Consider the following 25,902-nt stretch of genomic DNA (forward strand, 5'->3'; position numbering starts at 1 on the left):
CGCCGCCAGCGTTCGTCCTGAGCCAGGATCAAACTCTCCGAAGAAATGTTTGACTTGCTCATTTGTTGTCTTACTTTCAAAACGTTGACGTTTTTGCTTGTTTTGTTCAGTTTTCAAGGTTCATATATTAATTGGAGCGGGTGATGGGAATCGAACCCACGACATCAGCTTGGAAGGCTGAGGTTTTACCATTAAACTACACCCGCATATTATTTTAAATGGTCGGGAAGACAGGATTCGAACCTGCGACCCCTTGGTCCCAAACCAAGTGCTCTACCAAGCTGAGCTACTTCCCGTCATACATCAAAATATATGACGTTTTTAAAATTAATATGGCGCGCCCGAGAGGAGTCGAACCCCTAACCTTTTGATCCGTAGTCAAACGCTCTATCCAATTGAGCTACGGGCGCATGTTTTATTTTGTTGTTGTCGTCTTGTTTTGGCGACTTAATTATCTTACCATTTCCATCATTTCGTGTCAACACTTTTTCTAAAAAACTTTAAAAGTTTTTTTAAATGCGGCCGAGAGGACTTGAACCTCCACGGGTTATTCACCCACTAGGCCCTCAACCTAGCGCGTCTGCCATTCCGCCACGACCGCGAATAAAATGAGATGCGGGTGAAGGGACTTGAACCCCCACGTCGTAAAGACACTAGATCCTAAGTCTAGCGCGTCTGCCAATTCCGCCACACCCGCGTGTGAAATGAAAATGATGAGCCATGAAGGATTCGAACCTTCGACCCTCTGATTAAAAGTCAGATGCTCTACCAACTGAGCTAATGGCTCACAATGGCTGGGCTAGCTGGATTCGAACCAACGAATGACGGAGTCAAAGTCCGTTGCCTTACCGCTTGGCTATAGCCCAATAATATTTAAGATATCCTATCCGAGATAAAATATGCATGGCGGTCCCGACCGGGATCGAACCGGCGATCTCCTGCGTGACAGGCAGGCATGTTAACCGCTACACCACGGGACCTAATAATAAATGGTGGAGGATGACGGGATCGAACCGCCGACCCCCTGCTTGTAAGGCAGGTGCTCTCCCAGCTGAGCTAATCCTCCGTAATAAGTATGTATGAAATAAATGGTGACCCGTACGGGATTCGAACCCGTGTTACCGCCGTGAAAGGGCGGTGTCTTAACCGCTTGACCAACGGGCCATTTTAAAAATGGCGGAGAAGGAGGGATTTGAACCCTCGCGCCGCTTACGCGACCTACACCCTTAGCAGGGGCGCCTCTTCAGCCTCTTGAGTACTTCCCCGTATGGCTCCACAGGCAGGACTCGAACCTGCGACCGATCGGTTAACAGCCGATAGCTCTACCACTGAGCTACTGTGGAATAATATTCTTGATGAGACTTTTTTTATTTTATATCTTCCCAATATAATTGTCAAGATATTTTTAAAAAGCATTTGTGCCATCAACGACGGCTTTATTAATTTATCATAAGTTGACTACCTAGTCAAGAATCTATTTTGATTAATTTTCCTCTACATTTTCCACACACATATTTATCTGTATTCATTCTTCTTCTTCTCATATAAGTTTGTTGGCATGCTGAACATCTATACTCATGAACTAATTGAACTGAACTTTTTGCTTTCACTGATCTACAGAACCTTGGCGCTTTTACTTCCTTAAGCAGTTCCCTAAAGTCTTGATCTCGATGTTTATACCCCTTCCCTTCTATGTGAAGGTGATAATGGCAAAGTTCATGCTTAATAATTCCTTCAACTTCACTGATTCCATACATTTGAAAGTGCTTCTCATTAATTTCAATGTTATGCGTTTGTAAATCATATCTCCCACCTGTTGTTTTTAAGCGTTTGTTAAAAAATGCTTGATGAACAAATGGTTTATGAAAGTCTTTTATTGAAATTTCCTCTGTGAGTGACTGTAAGTCTTTATTATCCACTCTTACTCGATCTCCTATCTAACATTAAATTTCCTTGTGAACATGACTAGCTTTCTGCGCATAAAATTGATACTATCCCCTTCCCTCACTTTCATAAAAAAGTTTTAGAGGAGGTCATTATATGCCGAACTGGTTAATGAATCAACTGCAGAGAGCTTATTATCAAAAAGATCGTTACCAAATCAAGCTACTTAATCAATGCTGGTACTTTTATAGAAAGAAGCACCTTTCCTAAAAAAAGTGCTTCTTTCTTTGTCATCATTTATTTTGGAGGAAGCATCGTTAAGGCTACTCTTCCTTTTTTCACATCTACATCCTCGACCCATACTTGGACTAAATCTCCCACTGAAACAACATCCAGAGGATGCTTCACAAAACGATTGGTCAATTTTGAAATATGAACAAGCCCGTCTTGCTTCACCCCAACATCAACAAATACCCCAAAGTCCACTACATTTCGCACTGTTCCTTGTAATTCTAATCCAGTTGTTAAATCTTCTAGCTTAAGAATATCTTTTTTGAGAATAGGTTGCGGAAGCTCATCACGAGGATCTCGTGCTGGTTTCACTAAATCAGTTAAAATATCCCGTAACGTTAGCTCCCCTATGTGCAGTTCCTCAGATAATTCATCCACGTTAACGGTATTTAAAGCTTGAGCAAGCTCTTCTTTCCCCAACGTTTCTTTACCTTTATCTAATTTCGTTAGAAGTTTATTCACGTCTGCATAGTTTTCAGGATGAATACCAGTACGATCTAGCGGTTCTTCCCCGTCCAACACGCGTAAAAAACCAATACACTGTTCATATGTTTTAGCACCTAGACGCGGAATTGATTTTAGTTCTTTCCGACTTGAAAACTTTCCGTGCTCTTCACGATATTTGACTACATTTTGCGCCACTGTCTTGTTTAGTCCTGCTACATGCTGCAGAAGTGAGACAGAAGCCGTATTCACATTCACGCCTACTTGGTTTACAACTGTTTCAACAACAAATCCTAATGATTCATTTAACTGTTTTTGTGATACGTCGTGCTGATACTGACCTACCCCAACGGATTTTGGATCAATTTTTACTAATTCAGCTAGTGGGTCCTGTATACGTCTTGCAATTGATACTGCGCTGCGTTCCTCTACCTGCAGCTCAGGGAATTCCTCACGTGCTAGGTCAGATGCGGAATACACGCTAGCCCCTGCTTCATTCGTAATTAAATAAAACACTTCTCGTTCAATCGTTTTTAACATATCCACAACAAATTGTTCTGTCTCTCTTGAAGCCGTTCCATTCCCAATGACCACCATCTCAATATGGTACTTCGCAATGATCATGCGGAACTTTTCCTTTGCTTCTGGCAATTTATTTGGCGCCGTATGCGGATAAATGACATCAATGTGTAACATTTTACCCGTTTCATCAACTACAGCAAGCTTACAGCCCGTACGATAAGCGGGATCAACGCCCAGTACCATTTTTCCTTTTAAAGGTGGCTGCAGAAGTAAATTGCGCAGATTCTCTGAAAAGATATGAATCGCTCTCTCTTCTGCCTTCTCCGTTAGTTCCTTGCGTATCTCTCGTTCAACTGAAGGATCAATTAAACGTTTGTAAGCATCCTCAATCGTTTTTTGAAGATACGGCGCTACTTCCGAGTTTTTATATTTGATTATTCGTTTTGACAGATAATCAACAATTTCTTCAACAGGTGCCTTTACAGAAACCTTTAGGACACCTTCTTTTTCTCCACGATTCATGGCTAAAATACGATGAGGAACGATTTTGCTAATAGGCTCTTCGTATGCATAGTACATTTCAAAGACATTTTTCTCATCCTTCTCCGCATCTTTTACAGAAGAGGAGATGATGCTTTTACGGAATGAGCGATCGCGAATCCACTGACGGTAGGAGGGCTCGTCCGAAATTTGTTCAGCTACTATATCTAATGCTCCTTCAATCGCATCGTCTTCTGTCGCTACTTCTTTATCAGCAGAAATGAATTGAGCGGCTTTTTTATGTATAGACTCTCTTGGGAAAGACATAATCCACTGTGCGAATGGCTCTAATCCTTTCTCCTTCGCAACAGTCGCTTTCGTGCGGCGCTTTTGCTTGTAAGGACGATACAAATCTTCTACTTGCTGAAGCTTTAACGCAGCTTGAATTTGCTTTTTTAATTCCGGTGTTAATTTACCTTGCTCCTCAATCAGACGCATTACTTCTTCTTTACGTGCTTCTAGATTGTTTAAGTAATTCCAGCTTTCCGTAATATCTCGAATTTGAACTTCATCTAGAGCACCCGTTTGTTCCTTCCGATAACGAGCGATAAACGGAACCGTGTTTCCTTCCTCTGTGAGTTCAATGACATTTTTCACTTGATGCAATGGAATATTGATCGTACTCGATACGAGCTTTAGTAACTTTTCTTTATCTATTGAAGACATACTAATCTCTCCTAATCACTTGCATTTTCCCTTATTGTAACAAAAACTCATATGCAAACGCATATGAGTTCATAAAGGATTTTATATTTATTTGTGAAGATGAAGAATTAAGCAATTAATGAACCAAGAATATAGCTAACATCATCTTTCCCATCTTGAAGCATACTTTGAAGATGCTGAGAGATGCCTGCAATTAGATACGTTCTAGTAAAAAGAGATTTCACTTCTTTTAACTCTAAACCGTCTGTGTGCATTAGGAACCTAGAACCTTCTTCGTAGCGGAACCGCTGAACTTGAAACTTCTGTGCTCTCCCAGATAAAAAGCCTTTAACGGGAAGAGGATAAACCAAAGCTCCTTCTGGTGAATATAAGTAAAATTTGATATTACCTACATTGCTATACACAAATTGCTTTGTTTGTTTGTAAAATTTAAGAACAGCTACGACCGCTCCTCTAGTATTCAACACCGCTTGGTTACATTTATGCATTAACTCTTCTACATCATCGTCCGAATGGAGACGAGCAACATCGGTTACGGCTTGTGAGGCTTTCATTGCGTGCTCACCGCTTCCAAGTCCGTCTGCCATTACACAAAGCAAATAGTCATCCGTTTCCGTGACATAAAAACTATCTCCACAATGAATATTTCCTTTTTTGGCCGCTTGATACGTTTGAATTTCTACTCCTGACGACTTTGCCTGTGACATCACTTTGTGAACTCCATGCTTTCCGAATCTGTTCGAGCTGCGTTTCGGAGCTTTTCAAGTGCTCTTCTCTGTAGACGAGATACGTGCATCTGCGAAATTCCCAATTTATCTCCCGCCTCTTTTTGACTCAGGTTTTCAATAAACGTATATTGGATAATTTCTTTCTCCCGCTCATTTAGCACATGAAGGATCTTTTCTAGAACCATTCGCTGATTCGCTTTTTCGTATCCATCATCAGTGCGGCCAACTAAATCCAAGATGGTAACGGTGCTTCCATCTGAATCTGCCTCAATGGAGTGATCTACTGATAAGGCCTGATAACTTTGACCCATCTCCATTGTTTCTAATACTTCCTCTTCCGATACATCTAGGTGCATTGCAATTTCCTTCACTTTAGGTGATCGTTGCAAAGATGTTGTCAGCTCTTCAACTGCAGCCTTAATTTTCGGACCGAGCTCTTTAATTCGTCGAGGAACGTGTACGCTCCAAGTCTTGTCACGTAAAAAGCGCTTAATTTCACCAATAACGGTTGGAATCGCAAACGATTCAAAGTTTCGCTCAAATGATGGGTCATAACGGCGAATGGCTCCTAATAAACCAAGCATCCCCACCTGAACAATGTCTTCATGAAGGTCTCTTCCTTTTGAGTATCGTTTCGCTAAGGATTCCACAAGATTTCGATAGTTCAGAACGAGTAAATTCTGCGCCTCTTCATCTTGGGTCTGTTGGAAACGTTCGATGAGGTCTAAAACTTCCTCTTTATTTAGCTTCGAAGGTTGAGACTGGGTTTTCATCACTCTCCACCTGCTCTCTTTGCAAATACTTAGTCATAATGAGGGTAACACCATTATGATTAGACATTTTTACTTCATCCATTAACGTATTGATTAAATAAAGACCTAAACCACCTTCAGGAAGAAATTCAACTTCTTGTGACACTTCGTACGGTCCGATTTCTTTCTTTAACTCTTCGTAGTCGAAACTTTCGCCGCTATCTACTACCATAATCTCTAGACGATCCTCAAACAGACCAAAGCCTACTCGAATGTCTCCAGATTCAGCGTTTTTATATGCATGCTGAACAGCATTTGTACAGGCTTCACTGATTGCAATTTTCATGTCCTCAATCTCATCGTAAGAAAAATCCATACGATTAGCGACCCCTGAAAGAGTTAAACGAACGATCGCTACATAATCAGGTTTTGCAGGTATCTTCATCTCTACAAAGTCATACGGTTGTTTCATTTTACGCCACCTTCTACTTGGGAATTTAGGTTTAAAATTTCCGTTAAGCCTGTGATGTCAAACAATCGTTTTAAACGGTCAGATACTCCCACAAATTGAAGCGACCCATCATTAGCCTTAACTGCTTTTAGCAATGCGATAAACACACCTAGTCCTGTACTGTCCATATAGGAAACATGCGTGAAGTCTACTGTAATGTTTGGATTTTTGTTTTCAGTAATACCCATAAAGCGCTTTTTCAATTCTGGAGCTGTATATGCATCAATTTCACCTGCTAATGTTACATCATACTCATTAGCATGTTCTTTAATATCAATAGTCAAGTTCATCTCTTGTAATCCCCCTCGGATATTGTGCTACGACCTACTTACCCCATTTTTTTACTCTTTAAACTAAACGTTTTAAAACAATTAGTGTAAAATCATCCCTTAATTGGAAGTTTTGCAGTCGTTCTAGTTCTCTATAGATTGAATCAACGAGTTTTTGGGTTGGCAAATGCATGTATTTACGAATAAGTTCAATAATGTCTTCACGTTCAATGAAGCCTTCTTCGTTACGGCACTCCGTTACTCCGTCTGTAAGAAGAATGATCATGTCGCCTACATTCACTTCACGAATGTATTGCTGATACGTGATACTTCTTTCTACTCCAAGTACAAGTCCTTTCGCTTCTAAGTCATGAAAAGTATCTTCCTTTTCATCATAGTAGAAGCCTGGCTCATGACCTGCAGAGGCAAACGTAAGCGTATTTGATTCAATGTTATAATCCCCATAAAACATGGTAATAAACATGCTCGGGTCTACATTCTGCTCAACGACTGTATTGAGGTTTTGAAGCACATAGCTAGGGTTTTTTCTAGAGTCAGGCAAACTTTCCATTGCGTACTTAATCATTGACATACACATAGCTGCTGGAATTCCTTTACCGATCACGTCAGCCAAAGCGATGTTCAAATGATTATTTTCATCTTTCACAAAGTGATAGTAATCTCCGCTCATCTGCTTAGCTGGGACACTAACTGCACCAATTTCAATAGACGGAATCTCAGGAATTGTCGTACCAAGCAATGTTTGTTGAACGTTCGCTGCCACTTCAATTTCCGAGTGCAATTCGCGCTGCTTATTTTTAAGCGTTTGATGTTCACGATGAGCTAGTCCATAACTAATCATGACTTCGAGTAAAAAATCAAGAGAATGGAGAAGACGATCCGGAACGTCTGGATAGATGTCTTCGATCACCTCTTTGTGCATACTCACAATATCTTCAGGGGAAATCTCGTTCTCAAGTGATTTCCGACTAAGCTTTTGACCTTGATATAAAATTTGTTCGTTTGGGGTTTGGATGTAATTTGCTAGTATGTCCTTATATAGCTCTTTCATTTCTTCATATGAACCCATTCTATTGTTCCTCCTAACGGAGCCACTTCACCGATTTAATATTCGTACCCTCTCCAATGGTAGATTGAATATCAAATTCATCCATAAGACGTCTTACTCCGGGAAGACCTGCTCCGAGTCCTCCAGATGTTGAATAACCGTCCTCCATCACTTTCCGAAGGTCTGTAATACCGGGACCTTCATCAGTAGCAAGCACTAGTAAGCCCTTTTTGCCTCCTTGGTTGAGCTTCTCAATACAAATTTGCCCTCTTCCAGCGTATAAGTAAATATTTCGGGCTAATTCGGAAATGGCTGTTGTAATACGGGCCTGGTCTACTGTACCGAATCCTAGCTCTTTGGACACGTTTCGTCCTAGTTGGCGTGCTGCTACGATGTCCCATTCTGTCACAATTTTTACGCAGGATTGGAATTCCATTTACTATTCCCCCAGTTCCGATTGGAGTTTTTCTAGACCTTTTTCCAAATCCAGCGCAGTGAGAACATCATTTAATCCAATTCCTAATTCAACAAGTGTGATGGCAACAGCCGGCTGTATCCCTGTTAGAACAACCTTAGCTCCCATTAAGTTAGACATGCTGACTACATCACCTAATACTTTAGCAATAAATGAGTCAATCATATCAATAGACGTTAAATCAATAACTACACCTTTGGCGCCCGTCTGGTGAATTTTGCTGAGCAAATCCTCTTGGAATTGAATAGCGGTTTGATCATCTAACTCCCACTGAATAGACACTAATAAGTATTCATGGAGTTTTAAAATCGGGATTCTCACTGTAATTCCTCCACTTCGATAATTTGGCGATTCGTCATTTCAAGGGCTGTTTCAATCCCTTTTTTCAGCGAGTTTTTCGTAACAAGCTGATTTAAGTTAATACCTAAGTTCACGATTGTTTGTGCAATTTCCGGACGAATGCCTACAAGAAGGCACTTCGTACCGACTAAACGAACAGCTTCAGATGCTTGAATGATGTGATGAGCAACCATTGTATCAACAACAGGTACACCTGTAATATCTATTAAAACGACCTCAGATCGGTGTTTCACAACACCTTGCAAAAGGTTTTCCATAATTTGTTTTGCGCGTTCTGTATCAATTGTACCAATTAACGGCATCACCGTAATTTTATCGAATACGGGAATTAACGGAGCTGATAATTCTTGAAGAGCCATTTTCTGAAGCCCAATGGTACTCTCCAATGATCGCGAGTAAATCTCGATAATCTCATGACTAACAGGGGTTAACCATTCATCAAATTCATAAAATAAATCTTTTTTCAAATAGGATGTTTCATTATCTTGAGCGACATATTTATCAAAAATAATTCTCTCTAATTTATTTATACCACTTATTAAGTAAGTAAGAGGCCATCCTAAACGTACAATTCGATCGATGACATCTTCTAACTTTGCTACAAAGCTCGCGTTCATTTGGAACGTGTTAGATAAAATTAATTCAATAAATTCTGCACTTATATTATTGTAAACATTGTCTGCAATGACTTTATCGGCTCGATCTGATTGCACATCTTTCATTTCGTCAACCCACTGTTCAAAGATGGCAGCTCTATTATCCTCAATAAAGTCCGTTAATGATGAACCCATGTTTTCCTCCTTCGCCGATTAAACAATTAGGCTTAGCTGGAGTCACGATCGTAATATAAGCCTTCTATCTAATCGTATCTTTTCATTATCTCATATTCACTATCAAATATATAGACAAAGGCATTTCCCAATATTTTTTGTTCATATCTTCAATATAATGTTAATACTCTTTATCAGTCAAATTAAAAAAGTTGCCCCTAATTGAGCAACTTTCCCATGGAATCACTATAATTCTAAAAATCAATAAGTCCCAAACTGACTTGCAACGCCTTATCAACACGATCCATCATTTCCTCATCTAAATGAGTGATTTTATCGGTCAAGCGCTGTTTGTCAATTGTACGAATTTGTTCTAACAAAATCACTGAGTCTCTTTCAAAGCCGTACCGTTTCGCATCAATTTCCACATGTGTAGGAAGTTTCGCCTTCTGGATCTGAGCAGTAATTGCAGCGACAATTACTGTAGGGCTAAACCGATTACCAATGTCGTTTTGAATGATAAGTACTGGGCGTACGCCTCCTTGTTCAGACCCGACTACAGGAGACAAATCAGCAAAATAGACGTCACCACGTTTGACTACCAACTCAATTACCCTCCGCTAACTAAGCGTTCTACAGTATGATCTGCTTCGTACTCAGCTAAGAAAGCTTCACATGCAATATTTAAGTTGATTTTTGCCATTTCCATATATCCACGCTTCATGGTTTCACGGATATGACGCTTCTTTCTCTCACGAAGGTACATTTTCGTTGCTTGATAAATAAAATCACTTCGGTTACCGTTCTCTTGCTTTACAAGCACATCTAATTCAGATACTAAGCTTTGAGGTAAACGAACTAAAATTTCTGTAGTTGCACTAACTTCAGACACAAACATACACCTCCACCATCAATACACACACCATTATTTTATCTTTCTTCATCATACCATCGTTGCGGTCTGATGCAAAGTGAATTCTGCCAATTCTTCAACTATTATCGTCATTGAGTCATTGTTTTTATGCATTTTCGAGGAAAATTTTTCGCGAATTAAGTTTATATTCCTCTAATGGTTACCTACTTATTCGAGGTGACTAAGGCCATTGTAAACTTCGACTTGCTCACCATTCCGAATAAATACTTTTGGCATGCGATTGGTAATTACACATGGAATTTCATAGTTGATCGTGTTTGAATGATCCGCTACTTGCTCCATTGTAATTTCCTCTGCCTCTTGCTTACCAATTAAAGTTACTTGTGTCCCTATCGGAAGCTCGTAAGGAATTTTGATCATACACTGATCCATACAAACTCTCCCTACAATTGGTGACTTCTGTCCATCTACAAGAACGTAGAAATTTTGCATACGGCGCATCCATCCGTCTGCATAGCCGATTGGCAGTGTAGCAATCCATTCTTCCTGCTCTGACGTATAAGTAGCTCCGTAACTAACAGACGTACCTTTTTCGATCTTTTTGACGTGCACGATTTTCGTGTGTAGTGAATAAGCAGGCTTAAGTTGAATAGGAATGAGTGATTTCATCTCTGTAGACGGTGTTAAACCATACATGGAAATCCCTAAGCGAACAGCGTCAAATTCGTCATTCGGAAATCGTAAAAGAGACGCGCTGTTTCCGCAATGAACAAGTCCAGGTTCAATCCCTTTTTCTTTTATATAGCCGATAAGCTTTTGAAAACGATGATATTGTTGTTCATAATATCCTTGATCAAGCTCATCTGCTGTCGCAAAATGAGTAAACACACCGGTAAGTTTAAAATGCGGAGTTTCTTGAAGCAGCGTGAAAAACTCCTCTATTTCTTCTTCTGTTCGCAGTCCTAGTCTACCCATTCCCGTATCGAGCTTCAAATGAAATTGAACAGCTTCGGTTCTAGGAACCACTTTTTGTGCAGTACGTAACCACTCACTGCTATAAACAGTAAGAATAATATTATATTTGATCGCTAAGTAAACAAATTGAGGCGGTACCGCACCCAAAATAATAATCGGTGCTTCAATGTCTCTCTTACGTAATGAAATGGCTTCATCAAGCGTTGCCACAGCAAGCATAGAAGCTCCTGCTTCTAAAGCTGTTCTTGCCACTTGAACATCTCCGTGTCCATACGCGTTGGCTTTTACTACTGCGATTAATTGTTTTGTCGGAGGCAGTGTTTCTTTAATAGTAGAAACGTTACAAAAAATATGATCTAAGTTAATTTCTGCCCAAGTTTCACGATAAAATGCATCCATAGTTACATCCACTTCCTTCTTTCCAAGCCACTATAAAGAATATGCTATTCTTTCAGTATAATACATACAAAGAAAAATAACAGGCTCGTTTAAAAAATGAGCCTGTTATTTTCAACCTCTATTTAACCATCTGTCCTTGTACAGAGCGAGCGACATTTTGAAGCTCATTCTTAGATAAATCTTTTGAAGCAATCATGTAGTCTACACCTTCATAAGACCAGCTTAAGGAATGATCCGTCAATGCTCCAACCGCAAAGCCCAGATCTACAGGCATTCCTGCTACAAACGTAGAAGAAGATACTTGTGCAACCTCTGCTCTTTCTTGAATAATGGTGAATTTTTTCTTGCCTCCATAGGATAGAATAACACGATCGCCTTTGTCTGTTTTTAACTTTTTCTCATTTACAAGCGTCGCACCAGACGTTTGAAGTGGGTATTTAACTTCTAATGGCTTCTTAGACTGCTGAGCCATTGTCGGCACTTCCATTTTTGCCCCTGTCATATTACGTTTCGTATCAAAAGCACCTTTGTCAAACTTGGCATCCATTACAACTTTTGAAAAGGTAACTTTAACTAACACATTCGCATCGGTATCCATAATTTTAACCGACTTTGGCGTTAAATCCTTTTTGCTAATCGTAATCGTCTGTTTTGGAAGAACCGCGCTGTTTTGATAGTTTGTCTTGGTTGTAAAGACGTAATTGTCTTTTGTTGATTTAAACTCGGCGTTTTTATCTTTCTTAATATCTTGTACTAATGATTCATATAGGTAAGCCTGACTGCTGTTTTGTGGCCAATCGCTTTGGAAACGGAAGCTTTTGTTTAACGCAGGTGTTAACACATATACGCCTTCATCATTGCGCAGAATCATTTGATTTTGATCTTTCGTCGCATTTTGCAAATTCACTCTGTAATAAGAAGGTTTATTATGCCAAATCTCTACGCTGTATTCTTGTGTCCCTTTCCCTGTACTCAACGTCATTTTTGCATTGGCCTTGTACCCTGACATTTGCTCTACTTTTGCATCTAGGGAATCAACCACATCTTTTTTAGACTTTTCTCCACATCCTGCTAACGCAATAAGCAGAATAGCAAATACCAGACCGATAAATAACTTTCGCAATTTCTTCCACCCCTTTACCCCAATTCGTTCACGTGTTAGTGAAGAGCATTCTTCCTATGCCTTGTCTCTTCTTCTGCACTATGAATATATGAGGAAAAGAAAGCGAATATGCAGACTAGCTTGACAAGCGTTCAATAATTACTTGTGCTAATGCGTATTCCTTCGTATGAGAAATCGACAGGTGAATTTTTTGATTAAAATCCCTAGGCTTTAGAATAATCGGCTTTCCAAGTGAATCATAACCCGTCTCGATATCTTGAAAGCTAAGCTCTTTCCCAATCCCTGTTCCTTTTGCTTTCGAGAACGCCTCTTTTGCTGCAAAACGTCCAGCCAAATATTCGATTTTTCGCTTGGGTGAAAGAGAATTGTATTTACTCAGCTCATTTTCCGTTAAAATTCGTTGACTAAATGCTTTATGTCTTGTAAGTACGGCTTCGATTCGTTTGAGTTCCGCCATATCAATTCCTGTTCCAACTATCATTTTATCCTCCCCTCAAAATGTTCCACGAGAAACATTTTGGTCTTACTGAATTGAAAAGCTCCCGTTATTGATCATTTTAATCTCCGGATATGCTTTTAAATCTTCCATTAGCTTTAAGAGTGCATTGTCTTTTCCTTTCGCTTCAATCATACAATGAATTTCAGGAACGCTATTCTTAATAGCAGATAAAAAACCCATGAACATCTCCACATCAATATAGTCAGCATGAGCTCGAAACTCTTTCTCATTTCTCGGGCTCGATATATGCATTTTAATTGGTAAAGAAGAATTTGACCATGTATTTACGATTCGCTCCCAGTCCTCTTGCCAATCTTCCGTTTCATGGTTAGCCATGTGATGGTGAAGGTCAAATACTAAAGGAATCGAAAGCTTTTCACACAAGTAAAGAGTCTCTTTCACATTAAAAACGGTATCATCATTTTCGAGCATGATCATTTCTTGTATTCTTGTAGGAACGAAGCCAAAATTATGAATAAATTGCTCAAGCGCCTTTTCTTTATCGCCATATCCTCCCCCAACGTGTAGTACACATCGGTGCTGAGGTGGGATTCCCATCCCTTTCAACAATCGTTGATGCATCTGAAGTGTATGCAAGGATCGTTTCAGCACATTTGGATCTGTTGAATTAAGCACTACAAAATGATCTGGATGAAAGTCAACTCGTGACGGATTCTTATCTAAAAAACGACGTATTTCTTTCAGCTTTTCTTTTAAAGGTAGTATGTAATTCCAATCCCCTACTTCTTCATGGTTGGCCAACGGAATAAGACGAGAGCTGAAACGAAAAAACTCAATATCGTTAAATTTATTGTATTTCAGTAATCTTAAGCAGTTATCCAAATTCGAAAGAGCAATGCGCTCGAGTTTATGAATAGCTGCCTCACGATCTTGAATTCGTTGAAATTGAGCCACCGTCATCGTCTGAGACGGCGAGCTGTTTTGAACATTCATACTCATGGCTACATACCCTAATTTCACAATTGTCATTATTAGCACCTCGTTTTTTACACTTCTTCTATTGTGCCCTGAAGAACTACTTTTAACGACGTGCGTTTCGAACTTTCCTATCATCACGAAAAAGGAGCCAAGGCGACACCGCCCTGGCTCTTCTGTTCAACTATTAGTTGTTTTTGTTGTAGTTACTGTTGCTATTGCTGTTGTTGCTGTTACCACGGTAAGATTTACTGCGGTCTTTTTGGTTTGAGCTACGACGCTTACCTTGTGGAGCGCGGTCTTTTCTGTTGTTGCGAACAGAAGTTTTGTAAGAACCAGAACCTTTTTGGTTACGCTTCTCTCTCTTAGAAACTACTGGAGGCTCTGAAGTTAAGTTAACCGGTGTTGTATCAGGTTCTTTTGTAAGCATTTTGATTACAGCAGCTACAGCTGATACAGAATCATGATCTTCAAGAAGCTCATCTGCAATTTGTTTATAGTACGTAAGGTTTTCGTTCTCGATAATTGTTTTGATCTTATCAAGTACTAGACGTTGTTGACCTTCTAAAGCTTGATCTACTGAAGGGATCTCCATACGGTCCATTTTACGTTTTGTTGTTGTTTCAACGTTTTTCAGTTGACCTGTTTCACGTGGTGTTACGAATGTCATCGCAAGACCTTTTTTACCCGCACGACCTGTACGTCCAATACGGTGAACATAGCTCTCAGGATCTTGAGGAATATCAAAGTTGTATACGTGTGTAACACCAGAAATATCTAATCCACGTGCTGCTACGTCTGTTGCTACAAGGATATCAATGTTTCCTTCTTTAAACTTACGCAATACAGAAATACGTTTTGCCTGACTTAAGTCACCGTGAATCCCTTCTGCTGCATATCCACGAAGGTTTAATGCTTCAGAAAGCTCATCGACACGACGTTTTGTACGGCCGAATATGATTGCCAATTCTGGAGACTGGATATCTAATAGGCGAGTAAGCACGTCAAACTTGCGTTTTTCGTGTACTTCTAAATAGTACTGTTGAATATGTGGAACAGTCATTTCCTTTGCTTTGATCTTCACAATTTTAGGCTCATGCATGAAACGTTCAGCAATGCGTTGAATTTGTGGAGGCATTGTAGCAGAGAACAATAATGTTTGACGTTGTTCTGGTAAGTTTTCAAGAATTTTTTCGATATCTTGAATGAATCCCATGTTTAGCATTTCATCCGCTTCATCTAAGATGATTGTTTGGATGTCTTGTAAACGTAGAGTTTTACGATTAATGTGGTCTAGAATACGACCTGGTGTACCCACAATGATATGTGGTTTTTTCTTTAATGAACGAATTTGACGTCCGATATCTTGGCCACCGTATACAGATAAAACGCGCGCGCGTTTGAATTTCCCTACTTTATAAAGCTCTTCTGATACTTGAATTGCTAACTCACGAGTTGGAGCAATAATTAAACCTTGAATTTTATCTTGGTTTGTATCAATACGATCAACTAATGGAATACCAAATGCTGCTGTTTTACCAGTTCCTGTTTGTGCTTGACCAATCACATCATGGCCTTCTAGCGCTAATGGGATTGTTTCTGCTTGGATCGGTGTAGCCTCTTCAAATCCCATTGCACTAATTGCTTTTTTCGTTTCACTACTAATTCCTAACTCATTAAATAATGTCAATTATTTCAAACTCCTTCTATTTTAAAACTTTCCTTCTATTTTCGTACTCTTATAAAAAAGAGCATTCCCTTCAACAAATGGAACGCCCCTGGATACATACATTCTTTGAAAAACGGGCTATGGGTGTTAAAAACACTTAGATTCTATCTTACCACTTAGCATAGCTATTTGCAATATAATAAACCGATATGTGCAAGGCTAGTATACACTTGTAAAACGTTTTAAACAGAGGTACAGCAAGCCTTTTACCATTCAAAAAAGAAAAAATTCATCCAATCATTTCATTAAATTTGAAATGATTTCCTCTAACTTCATTCCACGTGATGCTTTAATTAGTACAAGATCTTCTGGATGGACAACAGATGCTAATTTTTCGGCTAACAACTCTTTATCATCGAAATAAAGCACTCGGTTCTCTGGAAAGACTTGTTTTGCTCCTTGAGCTAAGTATTGACTTAAAGGTCCATAAACAAACACATAATCAATCTTATTTGGATCTAACGAGGCACCTACTTCATAGTGAAATTGATTTTCGTCTTCTCCTAGCTCTAGCATGTCACCGAGCACAACAACCTTTTGTTTAAATCCGTCTAAATCCTGAACAAGTTGAATTGCTGCCTTCATAGAAGTCGGACTTGCATTGTACGCATCGTTAATAATGGAAAGACCGTCTTTTCCTTTGACCATTTCCATACGCATATTTGTCAGATGAAGATTTTTGAGTCCTTTTGCGATCGTTTCAAATGGGATATTGAACTGTTCCCCTACAGCAATAGCCGTTAACGCATTATGGACATTATGCTTTCCTAAAACAGGCATTGTAAAAATTAAATCGTCATCCTTTGAAATAACGAATTTTGTTTCGCTTGAATTTTGTTCAATCGAAACCGGATAATAATCGAGCTCTTTTCCTTCTCCAACCGTCACCGTTTTTAGGTTCATCGCTGGTACTCTAGACGTTAAAAGTGGCTCATCTCCGTTATAAATTAGCACACCGTCTTGTTGAAGACCCTTCACAATTTCGAGCTTTGCTTCGGCGATCCCATCGCGACTTCCTAAATCTAATAAATGCGACTCCCCGATATTTGTGATTACTGCCACTTCTGGTGTTCCAATTTTAGATAAAAGCTCAATTTCCCCACGAGCACTCATACCCATTTCTAAAATGGCAATATCCGTATCTCCTTCTAGACGAAAGACCGTCAGCGGTAAACCAATATGATTGTTGAAATTCCCTTCTGTTTTTAGAACTTTATATGTCGTCGATAAAATTGCTTCAATCATATCTTTTGTCGTTGTCTTTCCGTTACTTCCTGTTACCCCCACGACTTTTACAGAAAGTTGTTGAAGATAGCTTTTCGCTAGCTGCTGCATTGCCTCTAACGTATTATCTACTAAAAGAACAGCTGTGTCCGCTGGGTATTCCCCTTCGCTTCTCGCCCATAATAAGGCTCCGGCACCGTTTTCTAGAGCCGTATTTACAAAGCGGTGACCATTAAAGTTATCCCCCACTAGCGGCACAAATAAGTTGTTTTTCTCAATTTTTCTTGTATCTGTAGAAACACCAGAAATGGTAATATCGGCACCATTCACAAGCTCACTGCCTGGAATCATTTGTTGAATCTCTTCCATACTACGTACAATCATGCTTATTCTCCTTCCTGTTTAAGGAACATTACATATCATGTGAAAGTGAGAAACACTATTCAAAACGAATAGTGTCTCTTAAATATATTTACATTGTATAACGGATTTTTTGCTTTTCTTCGTGACGTTCAATTGCTAGATCAACAAGTTTCTCAATTAAGTCACTGTATGGAAGATCTGTATGCTTCCATAAAAGCGGGAACATGCTGAACGGGGTAAACCCTGGCATTGTGTTCACTTCGTTAATTAAGAACTTCCCGTCGTTTGTTAAGAAGAAATCGGCGCGAACAAGTCCAGAACCATCAATTGCTTTAAATGCTTTAATTGCTAATTGCTGCATTTCTTTTACTTGATCTTCGCTCATTTCCGCAGGAATCATAAGACCTGTATTACCGTCTTCGTATTTTGCTTGGTAGTCATAGAAATCGGTTTTTGGAACAATCTCACCAATAACAGAACATGCAGGATCGTCATTACCTAGAACGCCTACTTCTACCTCACGTCCGATAATTCCTTCCTCAACAATGACTTTACGATCAAATGTAAACGCCTCTTTGAACCCTGCTACTAACTCTTCGCGGTTACGACACTTGCTGATTCCAACGCTTGAACCAAGGTTTGCTGGTTTTACAAAGCATGGATAGCCAAGTTCGTCTTCCACTTTTCCATATGCTACCTCGTCGTTCTTTTCCCATTCACTGCGAATGAAGGATACAAAGTTAGGTTGCTCTAAACCAGCTTGAGCAAACAGATTTTTCATAATTACTTTATCCATTCCTCCAGCTGAAGCTAATACACCATTTCCTACATACGGAATATTTAATAGTTCAAGCATCCCTTGAACGGTGCCATCTTCTCCGTTTGGTCCATGAAGAAGTGGGAATACTACATCAATGCTAGACGTTTCTTCCGTAGGCACAGCAAAAAGGCTATTATTTAGTGCTGCAGGAGAAATAGCCTCTCCGGATTGTTGAATTTGCAACTGTGCTACCGAGTCCACTTTTCCTGTCAATTTTTCACCACGAATCCATTCACCTGTTTCGGCAATAAAGATAGGATGTACTTCATATTTATCATGATTGAGCGCATTAATTACCGCTAGCGCTGTTTGTAACGATACTTTATGTTCAGCAGACTTTCCACCATATAAAAGTCCAAGTTTGATTTTCATGGGTGTTCCTCCTAATCAATAATCATCTTGTCTATTTTACCATGTATATTATCAAGATAGTAAGATGAATTATTTCTTGTTATTACCTATGTAAAAAGGGCTAGGCAGGTGAGCACATTAGGGTATTTCTTTTCCCCTGCCTTTGCACACTTTACTAATCATTAATATGTTAACGGCTTCACAGCGGTCACACAAACCGTAAGCTCAGGGCGAACCTTACGGAATCTTGTTTCAATATCTTGAAAATCACACTGACGTAAGTCTTCTTCAATTTTCCTTCCAAACATCCGCGTCTTATCTGCACAAGCATCTTCCTCGCGAGGTTGCATCGTAATCGCAATTTTTCCTCCTGGAGCCATTGACTGATACAAATTAGTTAACCCCTTTAACGGATCATCCCAAATGGTGTAATTGTTTACGGACAATACCTTTTGATAAGAGTTTGCTTTTAGCTCAGCAGTCTCTATAGGACCTACGAAAAAACGAACTCTTCCCTCCTCTACCTCATCTTTTAGTCGATGCTCGGCTTGTTCTTTCATTTGCTGTGAAGGGTCGATACCATCTACCTGGATATGAGAATACTCTTTCGTTAAGCATTCAATGCTATATCCTGGCCCATATCCAACCTCTAATACGTGATCGTTTGGGTGCACCTGCAAATGCTCAATGGTCCACTTGTTAATTTCCTGATTTTCAAAAGCCATGATTTTTCCTGCTACAGATCCCATCAGCCCTTTTGGACGACTGAAATTTTCTTTAAATTTTTCGAACATGGACTCACCTCCTATTTGTTATCACCTACTTATTTCTATCACTACCCCCAAATCTCTGAACATAAAAACAAAAGTTTAAAAAGAATTTGATCGTTTTAAAGATTTTTTAAAAATTGGTTTGTAAAGTAGATACTAATTCACACACTACTTACTTCTAGTATGAAGAAATCAGGAGGAATGAATGATGGCAAAAATGAGTAATACGATGATTGCACTCTGCACGGCAGCTATTGGTGCCGTCTATGCAACAGGCTACGTCGCAACGCTGCCAACAGAGGCTCAAAGTACAGCTACTCAGTCACATAGAGAACGAATTCAAATTCAACAGCCTAGTTCTACAATCAATGAGGAAGCTACCCCTTCTGCTCCTCAACAAACAACAAGCAGCACTTACAAAGACGGAACCTATTACGGTGAGGGAATGAATCGAATTGGAAGTGTTCAAGTAGCCGTCACCATCAAAGGTGACAAAATTACAGCCGTCGATATTACAAACTGCGATACTCATTATTCACAGTCCTATATTGATGACCTTCCCAATCAAGTCGTAGCATCTCAAAGCAGTGATGTGGATGTTGTAAGCGGAGCTACATTAAGCACAGAGGACTTCCAAACTGCTGTCGACAATGCGCTGCAACAAGCTATGAATAGTTAAGGAGAGATCCAAATGTCAAAGTTACAGGCCTATACGAAGTCAATGCTCTGCATGGGGACCATTATCTCTATTAAAGTGATTGCTTCTCCTAATAGCGAAAAAAACGTACACAACGATCTGGAAAAAGTTTCGACTATTTTCAGACAGGTTGAGAGCATCGCTAGTCGATTTTCACCAGATAGTGAAGTTATGTCCCTTTTAGAAAAGAATGGGAAACCTGCACGAGTAAGCCCTTTTCTGTTTGAAATGACACGATTTGCCCTTCAAATTGCAGAGGCAACTGATGGTGTCTATGATCCGACTATCGGAAACCAGATGGAGAAGTCGGGCTTTAACCGCCATTACTTAACCAATCGAATTCAGCAGACAGCTTTGAGCACATCACCTACTACGTATAAAGACGTAATTCTATATCCAGAACTTGGTGCGATTCAACTTCAAAAGCCACTAATTTTAGATTTCGGTTCCATCGCAAAAGGATTTGCCGTTGATGTCGCTGTAAAAGCTCTCTCTTTCTATGAAGGGGTCATGATTGATGCAGGCGGAGACGTATTTGTGAGAGGACGAAATGAACGTCGTGAACTGTGGAAGGTAGGCATTAAGCATCCTATTGAAAAAGACCGCCCACTAGCCGTTTTAAACGTAACGGATGTAGCGATCTGTACATCTGGTAGCTATGAGCGAAAATCGGCACATGATACATCGTTTCACCACATTCAATTCCCAAAGGGTTCATCACCAAACGAACTCATAAGCTGTACGGTTGTCGCTCCGTTTGGAATGATGGCTGATTCGTTATCGACCGCTTCTTTTCTTCTAGGCTATAAAAAAGCAAAGAAATTATTACAAGAACTTCAAGTGGAAGGCCTATTTATCACTCCTTCCCTTCATATATACAAGACGGACCGAATGGAGGCTTACGTAGATGAATACAAACTATAGAAGAGATCCCTCTGTTAAATATATTCATACGCCAAAGGGCTATATTATTGTAGATGAACGAACAAAACCCGAACCAACATTGCTCCAACAACTATTTAAAACGCCAAAACAATCGTTAATCGTCTTGTTACTGGCATTAGGTTTAATTGGAAGTCTTAACTCTTCCTTTTTTGTAGGATGGTTTCACATTTTTTTATCCATTCTCACCGCTATATTAGTAGAAGGGATTGGACTTTCAGTAACCGCTAAAAAAGTAAAAAAGCAGTTGCCTGATGGAGCTATTCTGACAGGATTAATTGTCGGTCTTGTCCTAAGTTCCTTTACTCCTTGGTACGTTGTAATCGTAGCATCAGCTGGTTCTGTTGCTTCAAAATACGTGGTTAGATTCCGGAAAAAGCCAATTTTCAATCCAGCTGCACTTGGATTTCTCGTATCCGTTGCTTTTTTTTCAAGTGGCCAAAGCTGGTGGGGAGCTCTAACGCTAATGCCAGATTGGTTTGCACCGCTTCTCATAATAGCTGGGTACTTTATCACGAAGAAAGTAAATAAATTCCCACTTGTTTTTGCTTTTCTGGGAAGCTATTTTATTATCCTAGTGGCAGCGGCTTTACTAGGAGTAGGAGATGTAACAGATGCACTACGAAATCCGTTTCTCAACTCTGCCTTGTTTTTAGCGTTCTTTATGATGACAGACCCTCCAACGTCACCTGCTAAGTATAAGGATCAAGTAACGTTTGGGCTCATCGTTGGCGTTATTAGCTCCGTGTATTATTTGGTGTTTGGAGGATTAATCTTCTTATTAATTGGGTTACTTGCAGCAAACGCTTGGAAGGCTTGGAAGGCTTGGAAGGCTTGGAAGGCTTGGAAGGCTTGGAAGGCTTGGAAGGCTTGGAAGGCTTGGAAGATAAAGAAAACGTCTAAATCCCCTCATACACAGAGTAAAAATACGCGCACAGAACGAAGACGTGCATAAGGAAACAGACGCTTACGACTTTGTAAGCGTCTGTTTTTTTGGTAATCGAATAGTGAAGGTGGACCCTTTGTTTTCACTACTCTTTACTTTTATATCTCCCCCGTGTGCTTCGACAATCCATTTCGCAATAGACAGACCGAGTCCTGTCCCACCTTGAGATCGGTTGCGCGCTTTGTCTCCTCGGTAAAAGCGATCAAATACAAACGGAATATCTTCTTCTTTAATGCCTACGCCCTCATCTGATACTTGAACAATGAATGCTTCTCCTTCCTTTTCACAGAGGAGATGAATCGTTGTATCAGCAGGACTGTACTTTAACGCATTGTCTAATAAAATCATAAACAGCTGTTGAATACGTGCTTGGTCTCCCTTATATAAATTATGTGTGTCCAACGTTTTTTGAAATCGTATCCCCTTCATTTCAGCGACAGGTGTGAATTGATCGGAGACAAATTCAAGTATTTTACCAGGCGGAAATTCTGTACGCTCTAGTAACAGCTGATCAGAGTCTACTCGTGCGAGCGTTAACAAGTCAGAAACGAGCTTATTAATCCGGGTTACTTCATGCAAACTTTTATAGACGGCTTCACTCTCTTCTTCAATCGTGTGAGTTGGATGACGAAATAACAGCTCTAAATGTGCTTGAATAACCGCAAGAGGTGTTCGAAGCTCATGAGACGCATCAGCGACAAAACGCGTTTGCTTATCCCACGATCGCTGAATGGGGATAAGCGCTCGGTTTGCTAAAAACAATCCTGCTACTAATGACAAAATAATGCCTGTTATGATTCCGCCAACCATCAGAAGCAATAAATGATGCAAGATCAGCTTTTCCGAATCAATGTTCAGCACTAGCCCGACTTTCTTTACTTGTGATTGGTCTGAAAATGCAATGCTTGGAACCGTTACAACCCGATAAGAATGACCTAAAATCTCTTGGGTCTCAACACGATTGCCTTTAGACGGCTTAAAATACTTCATTTCTTTCTCGTTCTCTATAGACTTTGGTAGAACATTCGCTACTTCGCCGCTTTCGTTCCAAAAGATATAGGCAATTTTGCGCTCCGTCTCAGGCTCTCGTTCGTGCCGTTCCATCAATTCATGGAATTCACCTTCTCGAACTTTGTCCATTGCGTTGTTCAGCTTCTCATCCACGGTCCGAAAGATGAGATGCTGCATGTACACATATAGCACGACAGATAGTACGGTTAAGATAATGAAAAACACAACGGCATTCATTATACTGAGTCTAATTCTCGTTTTACGAAACATTATTCGTTTCATCCTTTAGCATAAAACCAATTCCTCGAACTGTTTTGATGCACTGATCACATCCGTATGGTCCTAACTTCTTTCGGAGATGATGAACATATACATCTACTACCCCTACACCAACGTCTGATGCAAATCCCCATACCCGATTAAAGATTTGATCACGTATTAAGATTTGTTCTTTGTTTCGTATAAAGTACTCGAGTAGCTGAAATTCTTTTACCGTCAGATTTAATGGCTCACCATTCGCCCAAGCAAGGTGACGAGTCGGATCTACTTTTAAATTCCCATAGGAAATAAAGCCACTTATATTTGCTTCATGATCACGTAAAATAACGCGAAGTCTTGCTAATAATTCCGGCATGGCAAACGGCTTTACTAAATAATCGTTTGCTCCTGCATCAAGACCATTTACCCGATCCTCTACGCTATCCTTAGCTGTTAAAAAAATTACCTTCACATTGCTTTGATTTTTTCTAAGCTTTCTTACCATCTCTAATCCCGTCATTCCAGGAAGCATAATATCTAGAACAAGCGCGTCATAAATCTCTTGTTTGGCAAGCAAAAACCCTTCCTCGCCGTCGTCTGCCTTGTCCACCTCGTAGCCTTCCTCTTTTAAAACGGTCACAATAACACTCAAAAGTGCTTGATCATCTTCTACTACTAATAAACGCATTTCTCTCACCCGCTTTCACTGATCGTTAAATCAATATGTACCTCGCATCATACAACCTTATATTTAAAATTCCCTTAAAATCCGATAACCCTTCTAAAATAAAAAAGGGAGCAAAACTTTTTTAAAAGTATTGCTCCCTTGATCTTACTTTTTATGCATTTTAAATTCGAGAAATAGCTCATTATAATAAGCAAGCATTCTCTTCCCTAAGTTATCGTAAACTTCAAGGTTTTCCGTCTTGTTCAAGTCTGGATAGAAACGTTTGTCTCCTGAAATATCTTTAGGCAAGTAGTTCAATGCCTTTTCATTTGGCGTAGAATACCCTACATACTCGGCGTTTTGAGCAGCATTTTTTGGATCAAGCATAAAGTTCATAAACTTATGGGCGCCCTCTACGTTTTTCGCTGTTTTAGGCATAACCATATTGTCGAACCACAGATTTGAGCCCTCTTCTGGAATTACATAGTCTAGCTTATCATTTTCGCTCATGATCTCAGATGCATCACCTGACCATACAACACCTACCGCTGCTTCTTCGTTCGCTAGGAGCATCTTAATCTCGTCACCAACGATTGCTTTTACATTCGGTGTTAGCGTACTAAGCTTTCGCTTCGCTTCTTGAAGGTGAGATTTGTTGCGGTCATTAAGTGAGTAGTGAAGACTATTCAAGCCCATGCCCATTACTTCCCTTGCTCCATCAGCGAGTAGAATTTGATTACGAAGGTCTTTGCTCCAAAGGTCATTCCAGCTCGTAATCTTTTTCCCGTCTAGCATACTTGGGTTATACACAATTCCTACGGTACCCCAAAAATAAGGAATGGAGTAGCGATTCTTTTCATCAAATGATAAATCTAAAAACTCTGGATTAATGTTTTTTAGATTCGGTAGTTTTTTCTTATCTAACGGAAGCAGCAAATGCTCATCCTTCATTTTACTAATCGCATATTCGGATGGTACAGCTACATCAAACGTTGTACCACCTTGTTCAATTTTTGTCATCATCGCTTCATTTGAATCAAATGTTTGGTAGATCACTTTGATCCCTGTTTGTTTTTCAAACTTTTTAATCAGCTGTGGATCAATATAGTCTCCCCAGTTATAAATCGTAAGCGTATGATCACCTGAATAACCTTCGCTTTTATTAAGCTGAGAAACCCAGTACATCAAGCCGAAACAAACAACCAAAATGACGATGAAAATCTGTGTTAATTTTTTCATTTTCTCACCGCCGCCCCCTTCGCTCGATTGCGCTGATTGATAAAGTAATAACCAACTACAAGCACAATCGTGAATAAAAAGATAAGGGTAGACAATGCATTAATCGTTAAGGAGATCCCTTGTCTTGCACGTGAATAAATTTCAACGGATAGCGTCGAGAACCCATTCCCCGTCACAAAAAACGTTACCGCAAAATCATCTAACGAGTACGTTAATGCCATGAAAAAGCCAGCAAAAATCCCCGGTGTAATAAATGGAAAGACAACCTTTGAAAGAACTTCCCAACGACTTGCACCTAAATCTCGTGCTGCATCAAGCAATGTTGGGCTCATCTCCTGTAACTTCGGGAGCACCATAATGACCACAATCGGTACGCTAAAGGCGATATGCGACAGTAATACTGACGTAAAGCCAAGCTTAATGCCAATGATCGTAAACAAAATTAAGAATGAAGCCCCAATAATAACGTCTGGACTGACGATAAGAACACTATTTAAACTCAGGAGCATATTCTTCATTTGGCGACTTTTCACGTACACAATCGCTAAAGCACCAAACACGCCTAAAATCGTTGAAATGGCTGCTGAAAGCAGGGCGATGACTAACGTATTCAATACGATAATAAGTAAGCGCGTATCATGAAAGACTTCTTTATACCACTCTAGTGTAAAGCCCTCAAAATGACGCATCGTTCCCCCACTATTAAATGAATAAAACGTCAAATAAAAGATCGGTGCATATAGAATGACGAACACTAAAACTAAATATAAATTTCCGATTCTGCCTTTTCGTTTCAAC

At 39.8% G+C, this 25,902-nt stretch carries 28 protein-coding genes and 12 tRNA genes; 4 read left to right on the plus strand and 36 right to left on the minus strand.

The window, feature by feature from the left end; translation table 11 throughout:
- Window positions 1–132 precede the first annotated feature (132 nt).
- From AMD01_RS20960 to AMD01_RS21020, 13 genes are all read right to left on the minus strand, one after another.
- A tRNA-Gly gene (locus AMD01_RS20960) sits at window positions 133–206 on the minus strand.
- 13 nt (window positions 207–219) lie between these two features.
- A tRNA-Pro gene (locus AMD01_RS20965) sits at window positions 220–296 on the minus strand.
- Between the two features lie 37 nt (window positions 297–333).
- Window positions 334–410, minus strand: a tRNA-Arg gene (locus AMD01_RS20970).
- A 107-nt stretch (window positions 411–517) separates the two neighbouring features.
- Window positions 518–601, minus strand: a tRNA-Leu gene (locus tag AMD01_RS20975).
- 13 nt (window positions 602–614) lie between these two features.
- Window positions 615–697 (minus strand) — tRNA-Leu (locus AMD01_RS20980).
- 17 nt (window positions 698–714) lie between these two features.
- Window positions 715–787, minus strand: a tRNA-Lys gene (locus tag AMD01_RS20985).
- Between the two features lie 4 nt (window positions 788–791).
- Window positions 792–866, minus strand: a tRNA-Gln gene (locus AMD01_RS20990).
- Between the two features lie 38 nt (window positions 867–904).
- Window positions 905–980: transfer RNA gene (locus AMD01_RS20995), tRNA-Asp, on the minus strand.
- Between the two features lie 10 nt (window positions 981–990).
- Window positions 991–1,066 (minus strand) — tRNA-Val (locus tag AMD01_RS21000).
- 23 nt (window positions 1,067–1,089) lie between these two features.
- Window positions 1,090–1,164: transfer RNA gene (locus AMD01_RS21005), tRNA-Glu, on the minus strand.
- A 10-nt stretch (window positions 1,165–1,174) separates the two neighbouring features.
- Window positions 1,175–1,265 (minus strand) — tRNA-Ser (locus AMD01_RS21010).
- 3 nt (window positions 1,266–1,268) lie between these two features.
- Window positions 1,269–1,343: transfer RNA gene (locus AMD01_RS21015), tRNA-Asn, on the minus strand.
- A 123-nt stretch (window positions 1,344–1,466) separates the two neighbouring features.
- The gene (locus AMD01_RS21020; protein ID WP_053403418.1) at window positions 1,467–1,919 is read right to left on the minus strand and encodes a SprT family protein; all 453 of its coding nucleotides are present in this window, start codon (window positions 1,917–1,919) and stop codon (window positions 1,467–1,469) included.
- A 121-nt stretch (window positions 1,920–2,040) separates the two neighbouring features.
- Here AMD01_RS21020 and cmpA point away from each other — a divergent pair, with 121 nt between their 5' ends.
- On the plus strand, window positions 2,041–2,154 hold the full coding sequence (cmpA, locus tag AMD01_RS24320) for a cortex morphogenetic protein CmpA (protein WP_157052811.1): 114 nt from the start codon (window positions 2,041–2,043) through the stop codon (window positions 2,152–2,154).
- A 27-nt stretch (window positions 2,155–2,181) separates the two neighbouring features.
- On the opposite strand, the gene AMD01_RS21025 is transcribed toward cmpA, so the two are convergent.
- From AMD01_RS21025 to AMD01_RS21115, 19 genes are all read right to left on the minus strand, one after another.
- A complete protein-coding gene (locus AMD01_RS21025) occupies window positions 2,182–4,347 on the minus strand; it encodes a Tex family protein (RefSeq protein WP_053403419.1) in 2,166 nt (721 codons plus the stop codon).
- A gap of 107 nt (window positions 4,348–4,454) precedes the next feature.
- Window positions 4,455–5,054, minus strand: a complete 600-nt coding sequence (locus AMD01_RS21030) for a PP2C family serine/threonine-protein phosphatase (RefSeq protein WP_053403420.1) — start codon at window positions 5,052–5,054, stop codon at window positions 4,455–4,457.
- Window positions 5,054–5,848 carry an RNA polymerase sigma factor SigB gene (sigB, locus tag AMD01_RS21035; protein WP_053403421.1) on the minus strand — a complete coding sequence of 265 codons (795 nt, stop codon included), beginning with the start codon at window positions 5,846–5,848 and terminating at the stop codon, window positions 5,054–5,056. Before sigB ends, AMD01_RS21030 begins: the two co-directional genes overlap by 1 nt.
- Window positions 5,814–6,299 carry an anti-sigma B factor RsbW gene (rsbW, locus tag AMD01_RS21040; protein WP_053403422.1) on the minus strand — a complete coding sequence of 162 codons (486 nt, stop codon included), beginning with the start codon at window positions 6,297–6,299 and terminating at the stop codon, window positions 5,814–5,816. Before rsbW ends, sigB begins: the two co-directional genes overlap by 35 nt.
- Entirely contained in the window at window positions 6,296–6,628 is a 333-nt protein-coding gene (locus AMD01_RS21045) for an STAS domain-containing protein (RefSeq protein ID WP_053403423.1), read from the minus strand. The genes rsbW and AMD01_RS21045 overlap by 4 nt, the downstream gene beginning before the upstream one ends.
- 58 nt (window positions 6,629–6,686) lie before the next feature.
- Complete coding sequence (locus AMD01_RS21050) at window positions 6,687–7,697, minus strand: PP2C family protein-serine/threonine phosphatase (RefSeq protein WP_053403424.1); 1,011 nt, start codon at window positions 7,695–7,697, stop codon at window positions 6,687–6,689.
- A 13-nt stretch (window positions 7,698–7,710) separates the two neighbouring features.
- Complete coding sequence (locus tag AMD01_RS21055) at window positions 7,711–8,112, minus strand: anti-sigma regulatory factor (protein WP_053403425.1); 402 nt, start codon at window positions 8,110–8,112, stop codon at window positions 7,711–7,713.
- Window positions 8,113–8,115: 3 nt separating this feature from the next.
- Window positions 8,116–8,472 carry an STAS domain-containing protein gene (locus AMD01_RS21060; RefSeq protein WP_053403426.1) on the minus strand — a complete coding sequence of 119 codons (357 nt, stop codon included), beginning with the start codon at window positions 8,470–8,472 and terminating at the stop codon, window positions 8,116–8,118.
- The gene (locus tag AMD01_RS21065) at window positions 8,469–9,302 is read right to left on the minus strand and encodes an STAS domain-containing protein (protein ID WP_053403427.1); all 834 of its coding nucleotides are present in this window, start codon (window positions 9,300–9,302) and stop codon (window positions 8,469–8,471) included. Before AMD01_RS21065 ends, AMD01_RS21060 begins: the two co-directional genes overlap by 4 nt.
- A gap of 233 nt (window positions 9,303–9,535) precedes the next feature.
- Entirely contained in the window at window positions 9,536–9,886 is a 351-nt protein-coding gene (locus AMD01_RS21070; protein WP_053403428.1) for a type II toxin-antitoxin system PemK/MazF family toxin, read from the minus strand.
- Between the two features lie 5 nt (window positions 9,887–9,891).
- Window positions 9,892–10,173 (minus strand): CopG family ribbon-helix-helix protein, encoded by a 282-nt coding sequence (locus AMD01_RS21075; protein WP_053403467.1) that lies wholly within the window; start codon window positions 10,171–10,173, stop codon window positions 9,892–9,894.
- Between the two features lie 189 nt (window positions 10,174–10,362).
- A complete protein-coding gene (gene alr, locus AMD01_RS21080; protein ID WP_053403429.1) occupies window positions 10,363–11,529 on the minus strand; it encodes an alanine racemase in 1,167 nt (388 codons plus the stop codon).
- 118 nt (window positions 11,530–11,647) lie between these two features.
- Window positions 11,648–12,652, minus strand: a complete 1,005-nt coding sequence (locus tag AMD01_RS21085; RefSeq protein WP_053403430.1) for a LolA family protein — start codon at window positions 12,650–12,652, stop codon at window positions 11,648–11,650.
- A gap of 115 nt (window positions 12,653–12,767) precedes the next feature.
- Window positions 12,768–13,133, minus strand: a complete 366-nt coding sequence (gene acpS / locus AMD01_RS21090) for a holo-ACP synthase (protein WP_053403431.1) — start codon at window positions 13,131–13,133, stop codon at window positions 12,768–12,770.
- 42 nt (window positions 13,134–13,175) lie between these two features.
- A complete protein-coding gene (gene uvsE, locus AMD01_RS21095; RefSeq protein WP_053403432.1) occupies window positions 13,176–14,141 on the minus strand; it encodes a UV DNA damage repair endonuclease UvsE in 966 nt (321 codons plus the stop codon).
- A 133-nt stretch (window positions 14,142–14,274) separates the two neighbouring features.
- A complete protein-coding gene (gene cshA, locus AMD01_RS21100) occupies window positions 14,275–15,777 on the minus strand; it encodes a degradosome RNA helicase CshA (protein WP_053403433.1) in 1,503 nt (500 codons plus the stop codon).
- 276 nt (window positions 15,778–16,053) lie between these two features.
- A complete protein-coding gene (locus AMD01_RS21105; protein WP_053403434.1) occupies window positions 16,054–17,424 on the minus strand; it encodes a UDP-N-acetylmuramoyl-tripeptide--D-alanyl-D-alanine ligase in 1,371 nt (456 codons plus the stop codon).
- An 88-nt stretch (window positions 17,425–17,512) separates the two neighbouring features.
- Window positions 17,513–18,595 carry a D-alanine--D-alanine ligase gene (locus AMD01_RS21110; RefSeq protein ID WP_053403435.1) on the minus strand — a complete coding sequence of 361 codons (1,083 nt, stop codon included), beginning with the start codon at window positions 18,593–18,595 and terminating at the stop codon, window positions 17,513–17,515.
- Window positions 18,596–18,756: 161 nt separating this feature from the next.
- Window positions 18,757–19,368 (minus strand): class I SAM-dependent methyltransferase, encoded by a 612-nt coding sequence (locus AMD01_RS21115; protein WP_053403436.1) that lies wholly within the window; start codon window positions 19,366–19,368, stop codon window positions 18,757–18,759.
- 184 nt (window positions 19,369–19,552) lie between these two features.
- Between AMD01_RS21115 and AMD01_RS21120 the strand changes: the two genes are divergently transcribed.
- The 3 genes from AMD01_RS21120 to AMD01_RS21130 are packed head-to-tail and all read left to right on the plus strand — an operon-like array spanning window position 19,553 to window position 21,938.
- On the plus strand, window positions 19,553–20,023 hold the full coding sequence (locus AMD01_RS21120; RefSeq protein WP_053403437.1) for an FMN-binding protein: 471 nt from the start codon (window positions 19,553–19,555) through the stop codon (window positions 20,021–20,023).
- Window positions 20,024–20,035: 12 nt separating this feature from the next.
- Window positions 20,036–20,965, plus strand: a complete 930-nt coding sequence (locus AMD01_RS21125; RefSeq protein ID WP_053403438.1) for an FAD:protein FMN transferase — start codon at window positions 20,036–20,038, stop codon at window positions 20,963–20,965.
- Window positions 20,949–21,938 carry an RnfABCDGE type electron transport complex subunit D gene (locus tag AMD01_RS21130; RefSeq protein ID WP_083446656.1) on the plus strand — a complete coding sequence of 330 codons (990 nt, stop codon included), beginning with the start codon at window positions 20,949–20,951 and terminating at the stop codon, window positions 21,936–21,938. Before AMD01_RS21125 ends, AMD01_RS21130 begins: the two co-directional genes overlap by 17 nt.
- A gap of 12 nt (window positions 21,939–21,950) precedes the next feature.
- Here AMD01_RS21130 and AMD01_RS21135 read toward each other — a convergent pair whose 3' ends face one another.
- The 4 genes from AMD01_RS21135 to AMD01_RS21150 form a co-directional block, all read right to left on the minus strand.
- Complete coding sequence (locus AMD01_RS21135) at window positions 21,951–23,210, minus strand: sensor histidine kinase (protein WP_053403439.1); 1,260 nt, start codon at window positions 23,208–23,210, stop codon at window positions 21,951–21,953.
- Window positions 23,200–23,886 (minus strand): response regulator transcription factor, encoded by a 687-nt coding sequence (locus tag AMD01_RS21140; RefSeq protein WP_053403440.1) that lies wholly within the window; start codon window positions 23,884–23,886, stop codon window positions 23,200–23,202. The genes AMD01_RS21135 and AMD01_RS21140 overlap by 11 nt, the downstream gene beginning before the upstream one ends.
- 144 nt (window positions 23,887–24,030) lie before the next feature.
- Window positions 24,031–25,104 (minus strand): ABC transporter substrate-binding protein, encoded by a 1,074-nt coding sequence (locus AMD01_RS21145; protein WP_053403441.1) that lies wholly within the window; start codon window positions 25,102–25,104, stop codon window positions 24,031–24,033.
- Window positions 25,101–25,901, minus strand: coding sequence for an ABC transporter permease (locus AMD01_RS21150; protein WP_053403442.1), 801 nt, complete (start codon window positions 25,899–25,901; stop codon window positions 25,101–25,103). The genes AMD01_RS21145 and AMD01_RS21150 overlap by 4 nt, the downstream gene beginning before the upstream one ends.
- Window position 25,902 lies beyond the last annotated feature (1 nt).

The organism is Priestia koreensis (assembly GCF_001274935.1).
Lineage (GTDB): Bacteria > Bacillota > Bacilli > Bacillales > Bacillaceae_H > Bacillus_AG > Bacillus_AG koreensis.